Here is a 17,878-nt window from a genome sequence, read left to right as displayed (position 1 = left end):
ATGTTATCAACAATAGATGGCGATTAAGGTAGTAATTTAGATGCCTTTAAGTTAATCATCTGAATTTTGTAGGAAGAATTCTTTTTCCATACCTTAATGCTCAATGAAAAAGGATATTTCATTTATTTGGGTGTTCTAGTGTATTTGAATCTTGCGCACTAACAAATTTTGTTTAGGGACAAAATGTATTTTCTTAATAATCAGAAAAATAATGCGGCAAAATTCTTATTAATTATTTTGGTAGGTATCAAATATTCCTTTGGCCTTATTTTCATGATATTACCGTACGCTTATATGTTTCTAAGGGAAAGAAATACTTTCATTTTTATGACCATCTATTGTTTGATTAAGATGGTAACACGAAATAGAAGCGTTTACAACCAGAAAATAAAGAAAAAATATTAAAATAAGACTTTTTTCGACAATTATTTTATGTTTATATTTCATTTTATTATAGGAAAAGGCGGGGGAAGCGGACCTTTTCCTATAAAATGTTTTGTTGGAATTAGAAATAACTAAAAAAGTAATATTAGCTTAAAATTAAAATGAAATTCAATGATAAGATTATAATTGAATTTTTAAACCTCAGGTGTATTGAAAGTATGGTCAAATTTTAATCCACTTTGCGTTTCTTCCCTTTGTAACTAGCTTAATATGGCCAAACACTTGCAAGGAATTTAAAGCCTTACTGATTGTACTTTCTGCAATATCTGGATAAGTGTTACGAATACTCTCCTTAGTAAAAGGTTGTTTTTGTTTAAGTATAAAATCTTGAATTCTCTCAACTTTAGTATGTTTACATATAGAATCTAGAACTGTGTTATGAAGATCTTTGTAAGCCTCTAATATAATTGTTAAAAACGTTTTTAACCAAAAGCTATTATTATGTTCCTCGCAGTACCAATTGACCGAAGATTTATAAATCGAATTGTAATAATCAGATTCATTTTTCTTAATATATTTATCCAAACATACATATTTTACAAATGTATGTCCACTCTTAATTAACAGCAATTGCATTAACATAAATGCCAGCCTGTTATTACCTTGATTGAAAGGGACTATGCAATAAAAATTTAATATAAAACGAGCTATTAATAAAAGTGAATGTAGCCCCTTACTAGTATTTAATGAGTTGTATTGATCACATAATTGCTCCATAAACTGTGGAATGAGTTCATGCGGAAGAATGCGGTAACTATTCAAGTGCATTCCATGCTCAGGAATACCTGGAATAATAAAAGGTTTTTCACGCCATTTGGCACTGTCAGAGGTAAGGTAATGTATTAGTTGAAAATGTAATTCCTGTATAGTTGCTGGATTAATTGATAAAGTACAGGAGTTTTTATGTACAAAAGAAAGTGTTTGATAATAACAAAAAATAGCATCTTCAGAAATATTTTGAGGTACTATATCATCTAAAATAAGTTCTTTTAATCTTTTATTAGGAACTTTTATATCCTCATAAATAGTTGTGAAATTTTTTATGTAATGTAGTGGTATAGTTTTTTCTAAACTATTAAATATGTCAGGGTTTTGTTCCTGATAAGCAGCTAATTTTCCTTTGAATTCGCTAATTTCACTTATTAAATTGATTAACCTCCTTTTTAATTCAATATTTTTGTACTTATCATCAAAAAAGTCTCTCATTTTTGTTCCTCCTGTAACCCCTTAACACGTTGTTGCATATATCTTTCCATTCTAAAGGTATGCTACGACATCATTGTAAAATAAAGATATTTTCGGTCTGATTTTGAATATATATCAGAATCTATATTTTTATTTAACAATTAAAATATGGAAATTATAAAGAAGAATCGTTAGGATTCAATTTTAATAGGCATAATCCTAACATCAAATGCACAAATGTACAATAAAAAAATAAAAAAAATAAAACTATCGACTCTTTTGAAATATTATCTAAAAGAGTTTTAAGAAATTGTAGGTATAGATGTGCTTTAGTTTAGGAGTAAATAATAAAGCGGTAATAGAGTTTTCATAGGTAATTAAAAAGTAGATAGACTATTAATTTGTGACAATTACGTGCCTAATCTATCATATGCTTTTATGAGAATTTTAAAATTAAATCCTAACGAGCTGAATTTTCTATATTTAGCATAAATATTAGGGAGGCGTGCTGATGAAATGTATCATTTTATATAGAAATATGTAACGTTTAACACTCGTATTGTAAAATATTTTGACATACGTTAATTTAAATATTAGGTACAGGAACATTTAATAAAAATTCAGTACTAAAGTACCCTTTAAACGTTTCACCCTAAGAACGTTTCTCAAGCACACTGAAGTTTACCCGTTGTTTCTGTGCCTTATTAGATAAAAATAATATAATAAATTTTTAGAATATGATAATGAAAAATGGGTTTTCAAATCTTTTCTCCTTAAATATTAACAATCTCTTGATAATCTGCTTAAAGTAAGAAAATGCAGGATAGACAATGGTTATTAATAAAGAAAATACAGTTAAGCTAGATACCTTAAGTCATTTTATAAGTAATTAAGCGTTAGATTGAATTAGTAAGAATATTATATGTGATTGCTAAATGGCTTGTTTTAATTGTTCTGTTACTATTAATTTATGAATTTTAACATTTAGAAGCTAGTCAACATATAGGTTATATTGATTATGTGGGTTTTAACCTCAAGTGTATATGTTTAAGGTTAAGGGATTTGTGAGTGTTATAAAAGAAGTGAAAGTCTGGAAGAAACGGATATAATCGGTTTCTTCCAGACTTTTTTTGCTTTTTTGTAATATAAAAAAATTATTTTTCCTACATGATTTAATTATCTGTTTTAATATTTGAATTTTTTGTGAAATTAAACGAAGTTTTTATTCTTTTTTAAAAACATAATGTTACAAAATAGACTTATTGTATTTATTTTATTTTTATATGAGATTAAAAATAATAATAAACGTACCAATGTATGAGAGGTATTAGTATATTTATTAGTAATTTGTTCGTTTATCTCTATATTGCTATTATATTAGCGATAACAATAATATATTGGGGGGACAAGAATGAATTTGAAATTTACATCTAAATTGGAAAGATTAAGAAAAAGTAAAAAAGGAATTGGTGCTTGTGTTTTAGCTGCAGGGGTAACGGCTATTACTATGATTCCTCAAAGTGCTTATGCACATGGATTTGTTGAAAAGCCAAGTAGCCGTGCTGCTTTATGTAGTCAGAATTATGGAGCATTGAATTTAAATTGTGGAAATATAATGTACGAACCTCAAAGCCTAGAAGCACCTAAAGGATTCCCAGATGGGGGACCGATTGATGGAAAAATCGCTTCGGCAGGAGGACTGTTTGGAGGAATTCTTGACCAACAAACATCAAATCGCTGGTTCAAAAACACGATTAAGGGTGGAGCAAATACCTTTACATGGAAATATACAGCTGCACATCCTACAAGTAAATGGCATTATTACATTACAAAAAAGGGATGGGATCCTAATAAACCATTAACACGTGCTGAATTAGAACCAATTGGAACTGTGAAACATGATGGTTCTGCCGCATCAAATAATTTAACACATACAATTAATGTACCAACTGATCGCAATGGTTATCATGTTATTTTAGCTGTATGGGATGTAGCAGATACGTCAAATGCGTTTTATAATGTAATTGATGTAAATCTAGTAAATAATGAAACTCCCGATACAGTAGCTCCAAGTCAACCAACTGAATTAAATGCCTCTAAAGTTTCTGCCAATAGTGTTGAAATAACATGGAAGGCCTCTACTGATAATATAGGTGTAAAAGAATATCAAGTGTTACGTAATGGCGAAGTAATTGATACGGTACCAGGTACAACTTTTATTGATAAAAAACTAAAAGCAGATACGGAATATACCTATACAATAAAGGCATTAGACTCTGCTGGAAACATATCAAAAGAAAGTGAAAAACTAAAGGTTAAGACAACACATGCAATCCCAGATATAGAGGCTCCAACTCAACCAAAAGGATTACATAGTATGGGTACAACAGCGACAACTGTTGATTTGATGTGGAGTCCGTCTGAAGATAATGTAGGTGTTGACCATTATATTGTATATAGAGAAAGCGCTGGGGTTATGAATAAAATTGGGACAGCGGCTAATACATCCTTTATGGATAAAGATTTGAAGGCTAATACATCGTATAAATATGTAGTGACGGCGGTTGATTTAGCTGGAAATGAATCTAGTAGAAGTGATGTTTTGACTGTAACAACAAAGTCAGAGGATTCCACATATGAAAAATGGGATGCAAGAAAAGCATATACTAAAGGCGATAGAGTAGTACATGAGGGAAAAGTGTATGAAGCAGTTCAAGATCATCAAGGAAATGGCGACTCAAATTGGATTTTTGCCTTATCGCTTTGGAAGCCAGTTTTGAATAAGTGACAGGTGGGAAAAGGTAGTTAACATTTTTGGGTTTTCTTTTAAAAATTAAGGGCTGTTCCAAATATGAATTATCTTATGATTTAAATGTTGAACTACTCACCACTTAACGTCCTAACGGACTGTTTGAAGTGGGAGATTCCTGCGAACACCGATGTATCCATCAGTTATCTTAGCAGGCTCTACCCGTAGTCCCTACGGTGAGAACATAAGTATCTTGTACGCTGACTCACCACACTCCCTACTTTAGCTTGGTTTTCGAGATTTTGAGAAGCGTGGGGCGATAGAACGTTGAAGATTTTACGGTTGCAACGTTTTTCTGCAACCAACCTCATATCTTCAGTTTTCGAAGAGCAATCTGTACAAGTAAATGATAGCGAATATGTTGGCTTATGCCAACCGACATTCATCTCTCACCTAAAATTGGTGTTTCACACCTACACATTTTTGAGGAAGGAGTCTTCTGTCGGAAAACGATAAATCAATAAGATTTAAACCCCATCCTAATGTTTACGAAATGAAATTAAAAAAGAATCCCAATGGAATTTCATTGGGATTCTTTATTTTCTAATTTGTAATAGCGTATATTTTCACTGTGAATTTGTTAGTGGCACCCATTGGACTTGCAATATAATATTTAGTATTTGTGTAAGCTTCAGTCCTAGATCCATGTGAAATGTTTTTCCAACGAGTAGAATCTATTCCTAGGGAAACATCAATCATTACATTGAAAGAGATAGTAGAAGAATAATCTTTATCTGAAGGCTCAATAACCCATTTTAATTCTTTGGTACCTACAGGTAAAATATCAATTTTAAAGTTTTGACTGGATCGATTTTGTTGCCCGGATAAAGGACTAGATTCAGATGAAATTTGCGAAATTAATATTTCTTTTTCATTAGAATGTATACCATTTAATTTAATGATACTATCAATTAAACCTGGACCAGGAAAATCAGCTGCGATGATACCAGAATGTTTAATTATGCCTTGTTGTAAGAGTTTGGTCCCAAGTGTATTCATTCCCCCATAGTATACTTGTCCGTTTCTATCGCGAGGGAAATCACTCCATGCATTTGTGGAATTCGTTTGAAGCAATTTAGGACTACTATCAGTATTTCTGCTCTCTTTTCCGCTTGCAATAAACCAAGGATATACATTATTTAAAAATGCCGCTACGCCCCCCGTACCACTAAAATGGTTGAGATGAATTTTTCCATTATTAAAATTAGTATTTGCATTTTGTAGATGGGTTTTTATCGCAATCCATTTTGCATATATTTCGTCTGGTCCGCTTCCAATTTCAAATTTATCTTGTATATTCAAACCTTCGTAATCAATACCGTACAATTGAGTAGATGTAAAGTTTTGTAAGATTACAATTTTCCCGCGGGTATCTCCTAAAGTAGGGTTATTTCTATCTGAGGTTGGTACGGAATTAGGATTCCAAAAATATGAAGCATTAACGTTTTTATATTTTAAAAATATCTCCTCAAATGATAGAGAGCCGCTTTCAGGAGTAGTTTCTTCTTTTAGGCGCATTAATATTGTTTCTGTTGGATGCTCTTTTAAAAATTGAATTGTCTCTTTTAATACATCTTCAAACAAAGCTTTTTGATTTACAATGCCATGATACATTGCAAAAGAATCTTTTACACGTTTAACACGCATATCTACATATCGGATTCCAGAATTTAATTGTTGGGATAGACTCATAGTTTGATTTCTTGTCAAATTTTCATCAAGAAAGCTTGCTCCATGTAAAGCCATTGTACCGTGAGTCCCTGGAATAGATATTTCACTTAATTTTGTTGAATCTTCTATTTTGGACATCCACGATGGATTTTGATATCCTATATTGGATTCATAGGAGTAACCTGGATGACTATCAGCTAAAAGAGTAGATGGTGTACTTAAACTTGCTAGTGTAATACAAGTGAGGATGCTAATTTTAATGAAATTTCTCATTTTTATTTTCTTCATTTTATCTCTCCTGATCTTTAAACAATTGCTAGATGATGTTTTTACTATATTTATTGTTTTTCATTCTTGAGGTAATAAATTTTTGGATTTGAAAATAATTAAAAACAGGGGGAGTAAGTTATTTGAGACTTTAATAATTTGTTTTTATGAATTGTACCTAATAGCCAAACGTATTCTTGAAAAATCGAAATATAGCCTCCAAAAACCAACCGTTGCTCGTATTGTATACAAACAAAACAGAAGCCTTAAAAAAGACTTCTATTTTGTGACATATAATGAATGATAAGGTGGTAAACAAATCAAGATAATGTGAATGAGTAGTAAAAGTTTATTAATAGCTGTTTTAGAATCTCTTATAACAAGGCTGATTACAAAAAGTGAATCCCTACAATGCTAATAAAAATTGAAAAATTCTACTCATTAAAACTTAGACTAACTACAGTTGCGATTGATTGGGCTGCATGTTCCCAGCTTCCATCTATAACTTTACCAATCTGCTGACCAAGTGTATTTAAATCATTTGGATTAACTGGAATTCCATTATAAGCAGCAAGAATTGATAAAAGTGGAGCAGCAAATGGTGTCCAACCACCTCTATCAATACTAAATACAGGCTTATCTACTACTTTTCCATCTTGCACAGTAAACTCATAATAAAATTGATCATCTGGACGGAAACTTAAATGATGAGAAATTTGTCCCTTAACATATTTTTTTCCTGCACCTAGATTTACTACTTCTATTTCCTTTACGTTAAATTCATGTTCAAATACTTTTATTTTTTTGACTTCTGGACCATTTAAGGCAGCATTAACAGCTGTTTCTAAATTATTTTGTGCTAATGGTTGAATACTCATTTGTGCCTTGTTTTGTTGGATAGGAGCCTCTTTTTTTGCAGCAAACACTGATGTGGTAGGTAGTGCACCTGTAGCTAATGTTGCTGCAAGTGCTGTTGTCATCATGATTTTCCTTTTCATCTTCATAGTTTTTCTTCCTCTCTAAAAGTTTTGATATATAATCTTTTAAAGACTGACATTGTGTAATATTTTATTTCATAATGAACAAAAAACTAGTTTAAGAATGATGTGGAATTATGTCAGAGCATTAAAATTAATTATATATGTACTTAAGATGATATATATCTACACATATTTTTTCAATTTTTAGACAAATATAATGTTATGACTTCTTAAGAGTCAATTTAGTACCTTGTTTATCTATAGAAATCCTATAAATAAACTAATTTCATAGTGAATGTAATATATTTGATATTAAATGTCTTACATAATGATATAAAATTTCACATTTTTTTATTTTTAAGAATGAAGCGATAAGGCTTCAAACCGCAAGGGATGCGGGGATAGCCTAGTCAATTAGAGTTTGAAAGAATCTTTACTTAGGAATCCCTCATTTCTAAATGAAGTGAAAGTGGGTGGAGTTCAAGGAGAGTAAGCTTTTGAACGATTTTTCAACTGTAATAATTGATCCATTTAGATATCTTAATACCCAGTAAGAATAGAATAATTAAAGCGTTACAAAACACTGAAGTGAACCCCGAAAACGGGACACCAATCAAAACACCTAAACCACTTGTTCCCTAAATTCTTTAGGGGATAGGTGGTTTGATTTTTCTTGAAATCGCACACAATTGTAGTAATGAATGTATTCTAGCACAATCTTTCGCACAGTTGTGTTGGATACTTTTGTTATCTTTTGTGAATAGAAAGCTTTACTTTTTAAATGACCAAAGAAGCTTTCCATGACGGCATTATCATGGCAATTTCCTCTCTGGGACATGCTGGTGATAATGCCGTTTTCTATGGCATACGCTTGAAATTCTTTTGCTGTATAAATACTTCCTTGATCCGAGTGAAGAAGGATATCTTTTACTTTTCGCCCTCTCATTGCTTGTTTTAATGTCTTCATCGCTAATGTCAATGTTTGTGATTCGCTGATGACACAACTAATAATTTCACGATTAAAGGCATCCATAATCGTTGATAAATACAAGGTACGCTCTCCAAATAAAAGATACGTCACATCCGTAAACCACTTTGCATTTAGTCTGGATACATCGAATTGGCGCTCCAATCGATGAGGGGCTACCATTAGTTCCGCACCATTGATATATTTCTTTTTCTTTCGATGCACTTTTGAAAGAATGTGATTTTGTTTCATGATTCGTAATACTTTTTTATGATTAACACAGAGTCCCATTTTTCGAAGAGTAGCGGTTACTCTTCGATATCCATACCGGAATTTATGCCTAAGACAAACGTCCGTTACTTTCTCTTCTATACCATCTTTCAAATCTTCCGTTCGTTGTAACCAACGATAAAATGTGGAACGGGGTAATTCTAATACGTTACACAATTCTTTTACCGTTATTTTTGTTTTTACATTTTCCCATAAAGTAACTACAGTTTCTGGTTTCAGCCCCTTTCGATTTCCAGATACTTTCCCCATACAAGTAATTTTGTTTTTAGATGTTTATTTTCTAAACGTAGCTTTTCTAATTCACTGAGCTCTTTTGGTCCTTTTTCATAAGAATATTGTTTTCCTACAGGTTGTTGAAAACGATACGTTTGATCTGTACGATACCATTTCATCCATGTCTTAATTTGGAAAATATTTTTAATTCCGAGTTTCTCCATAATTGTACGATTTGAATAGCCGTCTTTCTTCATTTCAATAACTTTCCACTTTGTTTCTTCTGGGTAATGAACTCTTGTCTTCAAACGAAAAACACCTCCATTGAATTTGCATACTTAGTATGCGAATTCAGGAGGTGTTTTTTTCATGTACCACTATTCGGGGTCACTTCAGTACATAATGATAAGCTTTTTATTATTTTCTTCATCTCTTTTTCGTTTTAGGAGGTATTTTATTTTCTTAGCTTAATTGCGATGAGCGGTACCCCATAAAGATCCCTGATACATAATTGATATTCTGCCATTTGTAGAAAACAATCCACTTATACCATTTTAACAAGAAGAAATATCTCGTCCATGTTGTAATATTGGCTTACGTTAAGCTTGTGAATAAATCATATTCATGTATAATACAATTAATGTATGATACATGAGTTGTAGGAGGGTGACCTTTTTGAAAAGAGAAGATGCCTTAAAACTAAGAACAGATATTAAGAAAATGATTATAATAACTGGGGTTTTTGAATCTCAAAATTTGCCCAAAGGACCATTTGAAAAACCTTTACCAACTTCTCAAATGATGGCGTTAGAGGAACTAGAGGTGGAAAAATTAACTGTTTGGCAACTATCCAATAAACTTAGATTAGAGACTTCAACTGTAAGTAGATTGGTAGATAAGTTAGTAAAAAAGGGGCTTATTTATCGTGAAGTAAATGAAAAAAATAGAAGAGAACTTTTTCTGCACCTCACAGAAAAAGGTCACATAACTGTTAATTGCTTAAGAGAGCAATCCATTACATTTTATCAAAGTATTCTCAATAACTTATCAGAATCAGAACAAAAAATAGTTGTGGATGGTTTTGAATTATTTATTGATTCTATTTCTAAGCCTTTTGATTAGAGTGAGGTAAGTCATAACATTTGGAGGATAAAATGAGTTTGCATTTTGAACGTCCTATTATTGAATTAAAAGAGAAATTTGATGAATTAAAGAAAATTATGAAAGAAAATAATATAGATTTATCGTCAGAAATTCATGAATTAGAAAAACGTTTAAATAAAATGCAAGATAAAATTTATTCTAATATTACACCTTTTCAACGAGTTCAAATTGCAAGGCTACGTAACCGCCCCACGACATTGGACTATATACCTTTATTGTTTACAAACTTTCTCGAACTTCATGGTGATCGATTATATGGTGATGATAAAGCAATGATAGGTGGTATTGCAAAATTTAAAGAAATGCCCGTTACGGTTATTGGTCATCAAAGAGGTAGAAATACAAAGGAAAGTATAGAAAGAAATTTTGGAATGGCACATCCAGAAGGTTATAGAAAAGCGCTAAGACTTATGAAACAAGCTGATAAATTTAATCGCCCTATTATTACATTTATTGATACAATAGGCGCCTATCCAGGGATAGGGTCTGAAGAACGTGGAATTTCTGAAGCGATAGCTCGAAATCTATTTGAAATGGCTACACTTAAAGTGCCAATTGTTTGTATTGTAATTGGAGAGGCATCAAGTGGTGGAGCTCTTGGCATTAGTGTCGGTAACCATATCCATATGTTAGAGTATTCATGGTACTCGGTAATTTCTCCAGAAGGAGCAGCATCTATCCTATGGAAGGACGCTAAGTATGCTCCAGAAGCTGCTGAACATATGAAAATTTCAGCAAAAGATTTAAAATATTTAGGAATTATTGATGAAATCATTCCTGAAATTAAAGGCGGAGCACAAAATGATATAAAATTACAGGCAAAAGTGATTGAATCTGTAATCGAATCATCTCTAAAAAAATTGATACTATTATCCTCGGAAGAGCTTATACAACAGCGGTATGAAAAGTATAGACAAATAGAGAATTATAAATGAAAATATTTAAAGTTTGTATTACATTTCGGAGGGATATCGCAAAAAAATTCTAAATGTTTTGTAAGTAACCTCTTAAACTGGGATATGCTGATACTATTACTCTACAAAAGGTGTGTGATCGGTATGGAAAAGGAAAATTTGTTCAAATGGAAGCATTATCACATAACCATCAACTTAAGAAATTGATTGTTCCCCAAAACAAAAAAATGAGCTGAATTCTCATAAATAACTGTAAAAAGGTGAAAATTTCGTTATGGGGGGGGTATCTCAAAAGCTTAGGTTGCTGGTAATGGAGTATCGCCAGCATTTCGGCCCCCGCATGCTAAGAACATGCAAGATTTTATACAACTTTTCGGATAATCCAGTAACAAACAAGAACCCTAAAACCGCGATAGGATAGGAATGTATAAAAAAATGCATAGATCCATAAAACAAAAAAAGAATGTTCTTTTGTGAGAGTAGGGTTACCTCTCTTTTCTTTGCTACCGATAATGAGACGTTATGTTAACCTCACATGCATACGATATACACTGTTTCTTATTTAACTAAATGACAGATCAGTTAAATAAAGAAAAATATAACTCTTATTACCATTTCAATCCATCTTTATATATAATTAATTTGTATTTTTATATAAATAGGGGGAAATTTATGACTACAAATAAGGACTACATCCGTTATATTCGTGAAAAAGTAGGACACGATTTAATATTTCTTAATTTTGCTGGAGGTATTATTTATAACGAACAAAATGAAATTCTTTTACAAAAACGGGGAGATAGAAATGAGTGGGGTCTTCCAGGTGGTGCTATGGAACTTGGAGAATCTCTTGAAGAAACCGCTAAACGAGAAATACTTGAGGAGACAGGATTAAACGTTGAAGTTGAACATCTTATAGGTGTCTACTCTAAATATTTGGGTGAGTTTCCGAACGGAGATAAAGCTCAGACTATCGTTCATTGTTTTCAATGCAAGCCAATTGATGGGGAACTTACTGCAGATGGTATTGAAACTTTAGATTTAAAATACTTCCCAATAGACCAAATACCGAAATTATTCACAAAACTACACGAAGATGCCTTAGAAGATTGGCTTTCCAAAAGAAAAGGTGTATTTAAATAAAAACTTTTAACTTCCTATATCGAAAATTATGTAAATAAGCTGTCCATATGGGCAGCTTATTGTATTTTTTGCTTAGCGTGGGGTTTTTCCAAAATGCTGGAGGCACACTTTTTTTATTAAACTTTAATTCAAATCTATAATTGTATGTATTTTGTTATTTCCTGTTGCAGAATCCTTATGATAAGGATTCTTTTTTTATATCAAAAATCACAAATAAAAAAAGATAAAATCGGCGAACACGATCTTATCTTTAGCACAAGGAGTAAACAAAAGGATAACCATCATATTTTTATTATAATTTATTTTTTGTTAATTTTGAATATTATAACCATTCTTAACAAGTATATCTATATTGAGAAATTTATTACAAAATTAGTTATAAATGATTCAAATCTCCAAAGTAAACTTTTAGCCAAAAGTTTACTTCCAAATTAGAAAAGATTAGGTCCTTAATTGGCTTTACCCCAGCCATAAACCTTCCGATCAAAAACAAAGGGTAATTCAACTATCAAACTCATATAAAATCTTAATCTTGTCTAAGCATTCATTAGGATATACAATTAATCATCTATTTTTCTTTACATAATCTCCAGATACAGTCCATATCAACTATAGATTCTTGCCTTATGCTAAATGTAATCAAAAAGCAAGTAGATAAAGATAATGACTAAAACATTAACTCTAGATACTTTTTTGATGAATATTACAAATATACAGGAGGTAATGAAGAATGATTAAAACATTATTAGCAGGAGCATTTTTAAGTACAGGATTATTAGCGAGTGGTGCAATTGGTGCAGAAGATTCGAAAACGGACAATTTAAAGTCAAATGAAAATTCAAATCAAGTAATTACACAGAGTGTAGATGGAACAACGTCTTCCTCACAAAACTTTGATTTACCTAAAGATGCAGTGCCAGCATCTAAAGGAGATGTAAAAACTGTTGAAAAATCGGAAGGTACAGGTACAGATTCTCAAGAAGGAAAAATGGTAGAAACAAAAGAAGGTACAGAATCACAACCTGGAAAACATGCAAAAACTGTTGAAAGAACAGAAGGTACAGGTACAGATTCTCAAGAAGGAAAAATGGTAGAAACAAATGGAGGTACAGAATTACAACCTGGAAAACATGCAAAAACTGTTGAAAAATCAGAAGGTACAGGTACGGATTCTCAAGAAGGAAAAATGGTACCAACAAATGAAGAAATTTAAATAATATATAGTTATAACGAAGAGCATCCAAAAAGGGGTGCTCTTTTTATATTATAGGGATTAACTAGTTTTACTCAACATAGAGCTGTAGGAGGAATTGAGGATTAGAACATAGGGTACTGTTTCTTCAAATTATGGTGTTTAGAGCAATAGTTTTGGTAGTAACGTTACAATACAAACATTTTGTTAGAGATTTTTTAAATCTACATAGACTCTAGATAGACTACATATAAACTTCGGATACTTGTTTTATGATACAAGTAATTAAACAAAAGGAGGGGGTTACAACAGTATTAACAGGGCAATCTTTTAAGTACAGGAGATTATTAGTAGATGGAGAAAATGTTGAAGATGTACAGACAGATAAAACATATTTCATATAAATAAAATGAATTGCAACAAGCTAAAAGTACGGTTTTAAGAAGTTTGAGTTATAAGAAGAAAATAGATAAGTATAGTGAAAATAGATAAATTGACAAGAGAAAAGCACTTTGTGTATATCACAGGTGCTGTTTATTTTTATTTTAATCTAGGACTTGAATTAAACTTTTATACTAAAATATATATAGGAAAAGGTGGAAGTTCATTGTACAAAATTATGTATGGAATATTAATTTTAATTTATACTTTGTATTCATTTTTTGTAAGTGATGGAAGTGAAATAAGGGTTATAATCGTGTTAACTATAGTACTTATCTTTTCTGTGGTTTTAGAAAAAAGGATTGATTAAAGGTCGTTTTTTTAACACTTTTTAAAGATATCTAATGTAAATTATTATTCATTAGTTTACTTTCATTTCCCCTTAAACATTGAATTTACTATATATACATTCAAATCATTGTAAATAGAGGGATTGAAAAGTAGATGAATAAAAAAACAATATATATATAAGTTTTACAGTAAGAATACACCATTCTTCTCTATTTAACTATACTTATATTTTTATAAATTATTACGATATAAATATAGATTTAAAACGTTTTGTTCAAAATGATAAATTAGGATTTTCAGGGGTTAAGACCGTTATTTATTCTCCTATTTTAAATTAGCAAAATTTTCAAACGTTAAAAGTGCATACGTTAAGATTTTGTATATAATATAATAAACCCGTAGTTATAGTGTTTGCTCCGATTCAAATTATGAGATAGTTTACTTTAACTTTTTTACATTATCTAAAAAAGAACTTGTAGGAATTCCTACAAGTTCTTTTTGTTCTTCGGATTGACGAATAGTAAGTGTTATGGGAGATACCGCTAACATTTTAAGAGTTGTCATATATTCTTATGATAAAATGTTGTAGAAAGCTTAAGAATTCTTAAGAACTTTTACCCCTTTTTCTTAAGTTTTGGACTCTAGAGTATGATAATGAGTTCAAACCTGTAGGATGACTAGGTATGAAAACAATTCGCTTTCTTATTTCTGTATATAATGTACTAAAAATCAGTTGATGCAGATATTCCAAGTTCAAGGTTTCATGGAGACAAAAAAATTGAAGGAATTGATTTGAAGAAAGTAAATTATATTGTCAAATATGGACTGAGTACAGGTGTATTCACAGAAAAATTAATCAAAAGAAGAAATCTCAAGACAATTATTTTATTAGTAGAAAATAATAAGAAATTTTTAATTTTACTAAAAGCAAAATTAAAAGAAAAAGGGAACTTATTAATTGTATATGGATCAGTAGCAAATATTGAACAATATATTAGGGAGAACGATATTACGTATATACAGTATGTTATTTCTTGTCTTTCATTTGCAATCTTAAGAAAAAAAGAAGATACAAATGTCTCACCTGCTTATGTCTTTAGCTGTTTTATACGAGAAAAAATATGGAGGAATCATATGGAATCAAAAATTCTTATTGTCGATGATGATAAAGAAATTAGAAATCTTATCTCTGCTTATTTGGAAAATGAAGGCCTGAAAACTCAAAAGGCAGAAGATGCTATGGAAGCTTTACAACTGTTAGAAGAAAAGGAGTTTGATTTGATTATTTTAGATATTATGATGCCTAATATGGATGGTATTGAAGCGTGTATGAAGATTAGGGAAGACCGCAATATACCTATCATCATGCTATCTGCAAAATCTGAGGATATAGACAAAATTCAGGGGCTAGCCTCTGGTGCAGACGATTATTTATCAAAACCGTTTAACCCATTGGAATTAATCGCTAGGGTAAAATCCCAATTAAGAAGGTTTAAAAAATACAATTCATCAATAGGACATAATAAAAGCATTCTAGAAATTGGTGACTTAACCGTGAATACAGATACACGTCAAGTATGGGTAAGAGGAAAAGAAACAAGATTAACTCCAAAAGAGTTTGCTATTTTAGAACTACTTGCCCGCAACAAAGGGATTGTCATGAGTGTAGCAAAAATATATGAAGCAGTTTGGGAAGAGGTTTTTTATAAATCAGACAATACTGTCATGGTGCATATTACAAAAATAAGAGACAAAATAGAAGAGGATTCTAAACATCCCATTTATATTAAAACTGTGTGGGGAATTGGATATAAAATATGAAGAATGTTAGTTTTAGAAATAAGATCATTATAAAACTTCTTGGTGCTGTTGCAGTTAGTTTTTTTATTTCAATTGGTTTAACAATTCTCATTTTGGCATACGTTATAGATCCGTTATTTGTAAAATACGAAGAGTTTAGTATGTTTGAATTCAAATTGGCACTGTTGTTTTTATTCGCGTTCGCAATCTTTACCTTTATCATACTTTTTTTGATATTGGTTCGAAAGAAAATAGTATATTTGAAGTTCATTTCAGATAATGTAAATGATATTGCCAATGGAAAACTAGGTCTGACAATAGGGATCAAGGGGAATGACGAATTGACCCAACTTGCCCAAAATATCAACTATATGTCCAAGGAATTGGAGCATACATTTGAACAGGAAAGACGATTAGAACGTACAAAAAATGAACTCATAACGAACGTATCTCATGACTTACGCACACCGTTGACATCTATTATTGGCTATATAGATTTATTAAAAAGAGGGCAATACAACAGTGAAACACAATTACAGGAATACCTTGAAACCACGTATTTAAAATCAAAGAGATTGAAATATTTAATTGATGAACTGTTTGAATATACTCGTTTATCAGGCATCGATGCTAAGTTAAACTTTAATGAAGTTGATTTATCAGGTTTGTTGGAGCAAATAGTTGGAGAATACATTCCTATATTTGAAAAGGAAAGTTTAATCGTTCAAAAATCAATTACACAAGAAATAATACCTATCTTCATAGATGCAGAAAAAATGGTACGTGTATATGAAAATCTGTTTATGAATGCGATAAATTACAGCATGAAACCATCCCAATTATTCATATGTCTTGAATTAATGGATAACAAAGCAATTTTAAAAGTATCAAATATAGTCGAGAGACCGCCTGTTAGCGATCCAAATAAATTGTTTGAAAGGTTTTTCAGGGGTGATAAGGCAAGAAAAAATGATCAAGGAAATGGACTGGGACTTGCTATCTCAAAAAGAATTGTTGAACTTCATGATGGTAATATACATGCAGAATATAAAGATGGCTGGATGTCCATTATTGTTGAACATCCAATCAAATAGACCGGCTTATGGAATTACAGGTTCCATAAGCTTTTTTTATAAAACTTAAGAATTCTTAAGGATTTTACAGGGTGTTTCCTAATTTTCATAGTTTATCATAGGTGTATTCAAAGTGATGAGGTGAGCAAAGAAGAAAAAAGGAAAGACTTCATTGTAGCTTTAGGGTGAATGCAACATGACTATTTTATTAGTAGTAAACAAACGTAGTTAGCTTATTGTAATGAAATAAAAAAATGTAGGAGGATATAAATGATAAAGCCAGTTGTAGATGTAAAAAACATTCAAAAATTGTACGGTAAAAAAGGTGAGAATCAATCACATGCATTAAAAGGTGTATCATTCTCAATTCAAGAGGGGGAGTTTGTCGGTATTATGGGGCCTTCTGGTTCTGGTAAAACAACATTATTAAATGTAATTTCAACGTTAGATAAAGCGACAGGCGGCATTGTTGAAATTGCAGGAACGGATATTACGAGAATGAAGCAAGGTGAACTTTCTGATTTTCGTTCACAAAAGTTAGGGTTCATTTTCCAAGACTTTAACTTATTAGAAAATTTATCTATCTATGAAAATATCGCACTCCCACTGTCACTTCAAGGTGTTTCATCTCGTAACATTGGAAAGAAAGTAGAAAAAGTAGCTGATATGTTAGGCATTACAGCTATACTTCAAAAATATCCTTCTGAAGTATCTGGTGGACAAAAGCAACGTTCTGCAGCAGCACGTGCGTTAGTTCATGAACCAGCAATTATTTTGGGAGACGAGCCGACTGGAGCTCTAGATTCTAAAAATGCAACGAGTTTACTTAATGCCATGACAAGCTTAAATAAAGAGCAAGGTGTATCCATTATGATGGTTACGCATGATCCTTATAGCGCAAGTTACTGTCAGCGTATTTTATTCATTCAAGATGGTGAGTTATATAAAGAAATTCATCGCGGTGGTACCCGTGAAGAATTCTATAAAGAAATTTTAGACGTGCTTGCAAACTTAGGCACACAAAAAGCGTAAG

12 protein-coding genes and 1 pseudogene are annotated in these 17,878 nt (G+C 31.3%); 9 read left to right on the top strand and 4 right to left on the bottom strand.

Features of this window, described 5'->3' with window-relative positions:
- Nucleotides 1-606: 606 nt before the first annotated feature.
- Nucleotides 607-1,650, bottom strand: a complete 1,044-nt coding sequence (locus tag NST27_RS27365) for a Fic family protein (RefSeq protein ID WP_001204220.1) — start codon at nt 1,648-1,650, stop codon at nt 607-609.
- A 1,390-nt stretch (nt 1,651-3,040) separates the two neighbouring features.
- Between NST27_RS27365 and NST27_RS27360 the strand changes: the two genes are divergently transcribed.
- Complete coding sequence (locus NST27_RS27360; protein ID WP_001049447.1) at nt 3,041-4,417, top strand: lytic polysaccharide monooxygenase; 1,377 nt, start codon at nt 3,041-3,043, stop codon at nt 4,415-4,417.
- 564 nt (nt 4,418-4,981) lie between these two features.
- On the opposite strand, the gene NST27_RS27355 is transcribed toward NST27_RS27360, so the two are convergent.
- The 3 genes from NST27_RS27355 to NST27_RS27345 form a co-directional block, all read right to left on the bottom strand.
- Nucleotides 4,982-6,397, bottom strand: coding sequence for a phosphatidylinositol-specific phospholipase C (locus tag NST27_RS27355; RefSeq protein WP_000721441.1), 1,416 nt, complete (start codon nt 6,395-6,397; stop codon nt 4,982-4,984).
- A 413-nt stretch (nt 6,398-6,810) separates the two neighbouring features.
- Nucleotides 6,811-7,380, bottom strand: a complete 570-nt coding sequence (locus NST27_RS27350; RefSeq protein ID WP_000782804.1) for a hypothetical protein — start codon at nt 7,378-7,380, stop codon at nt 6,811-6,813.
- 598 nt (nt 7,381-7,978) lie between these two features.
- Nucleotides 7,979-9,135 (bottom strand): IS3 family transposase gene (locus tag NST27_RS27345; protein WP_085962505.1). Its coding sequence is split into 2 segments (ribosomal slippage): nt 7,979-8,883 and nt 8,883-9,135, totalling 1,158 coding nucleotides; the frame shifts between segments, so codons are not numbered across the junction.
- A 367-nt stretch (nt 9,136-9,502) separates the two neighbouring features.
- Between NST27_RS27345 and NST27_RS27340 the strand changes: the two genes are divergently transcribed.
- From NST27_RS27340 to NST27_RS27305, 8 genes and pseudogenes are all read left to right on the top strand, one after another.
- Complete coding sequence (locus tag NST27_RS27340) at nt 9,503-9,949, top strand: MarR family winged helix-turn-helix transcriptional regulator (protein WP_000817656.1); 447 nt, start codon at nt 9,503-9,505, stop codon at nt 9,947-9,949.
- 32 nt (nt 9,950-9,981) lie between these two features.
- Nucleotides 9,982-10,926 (top strand): acetyl-CoA carboxylase carboxyltransferase subunit alpha, encoded by a 945-nt coding sequence (locus NST27_RS27335; RefSeq protein ID WP_000052081.1) that lies wholly within the window; start codon nt 9,982-9,984, stop codon nt 10,924-10,926.
- A 651-nt stretch (nt 10,927-11,577) separates the two neighbouring features.
- A complete protein-coding gene (locus tag NST27_RS27330; protein WP_000210485.1) occupies nt 11,578-12,048 on the top strand; it encodes an NUDIX hydrolase in 471 nt (156 codons plus the stop codon).
- Between the two features lie 730 nt (nt 12,049-12,778).
- A complete protein-coding gene (locus NST27_RS27325) occupies nt 12,779-13,261 on the top strand; it encodes a hypothetical protein (RefSeq protein WP_000598088.1) in 483 nt (160 codons plus the stop codon).
- Between the two features lie 251 nt (nt 13,262-13,512).
- A pseudogene (locus tag NST27_RS29665) lies at nt 13,513-13,645 on the top strand (histidine kinase); the annotation flags it as partial.
- Nucleotides 13,646-15,106: 1,461 nt separating this feature from the next.
- Entirely contained in the window at nt 15,107-15,793 is a 687-nt protein-coding gene (locus tag NST27_RS27315; protein WP_033667543.1) for a response regulator transcription factor, read from the top strand.
- Complete coding sequence (locus tag NST27_RS27310; protein ID WP_000800293.1) at nt 15,790-16,866, top strand: sensor histidine kinase; 1,077 nt, start codon at nt 15,790-15,792, stop codon at nt 16,864-16,866. Before NST27_RS27315 ends, NST27_RS27310 begins: the two co-directional genes overlap by 4 nt.
- A 249-nt stretch (nt 16,867-17,115) precedes the next feature.
- On the top strand, nt 17,116-17,877 hold the full coding sequence (locus NST27_RS27305; RefSeq protein ID WP_000595165.1) for an ABC transporter ATP-binding protein: 762 nt from the start codon (nt 17,116-17,118) through the stop codon (nt 17,875-17,877).
- Nucleotide 17,878: the final 1 nt, after the last annotated feature.

This window comes from Bacillus sp. FSL W8-0770 (assembly GCF_038008705.1).
GTDB lineage: Bacteria > Bacillota > Bacilli > Bacillales > Bacillaceae_G > Bacillus_A > Bacillus_A cereus.
This window is presented reverse-complemented; position numbering and strand designations above follow the sequence as displayed.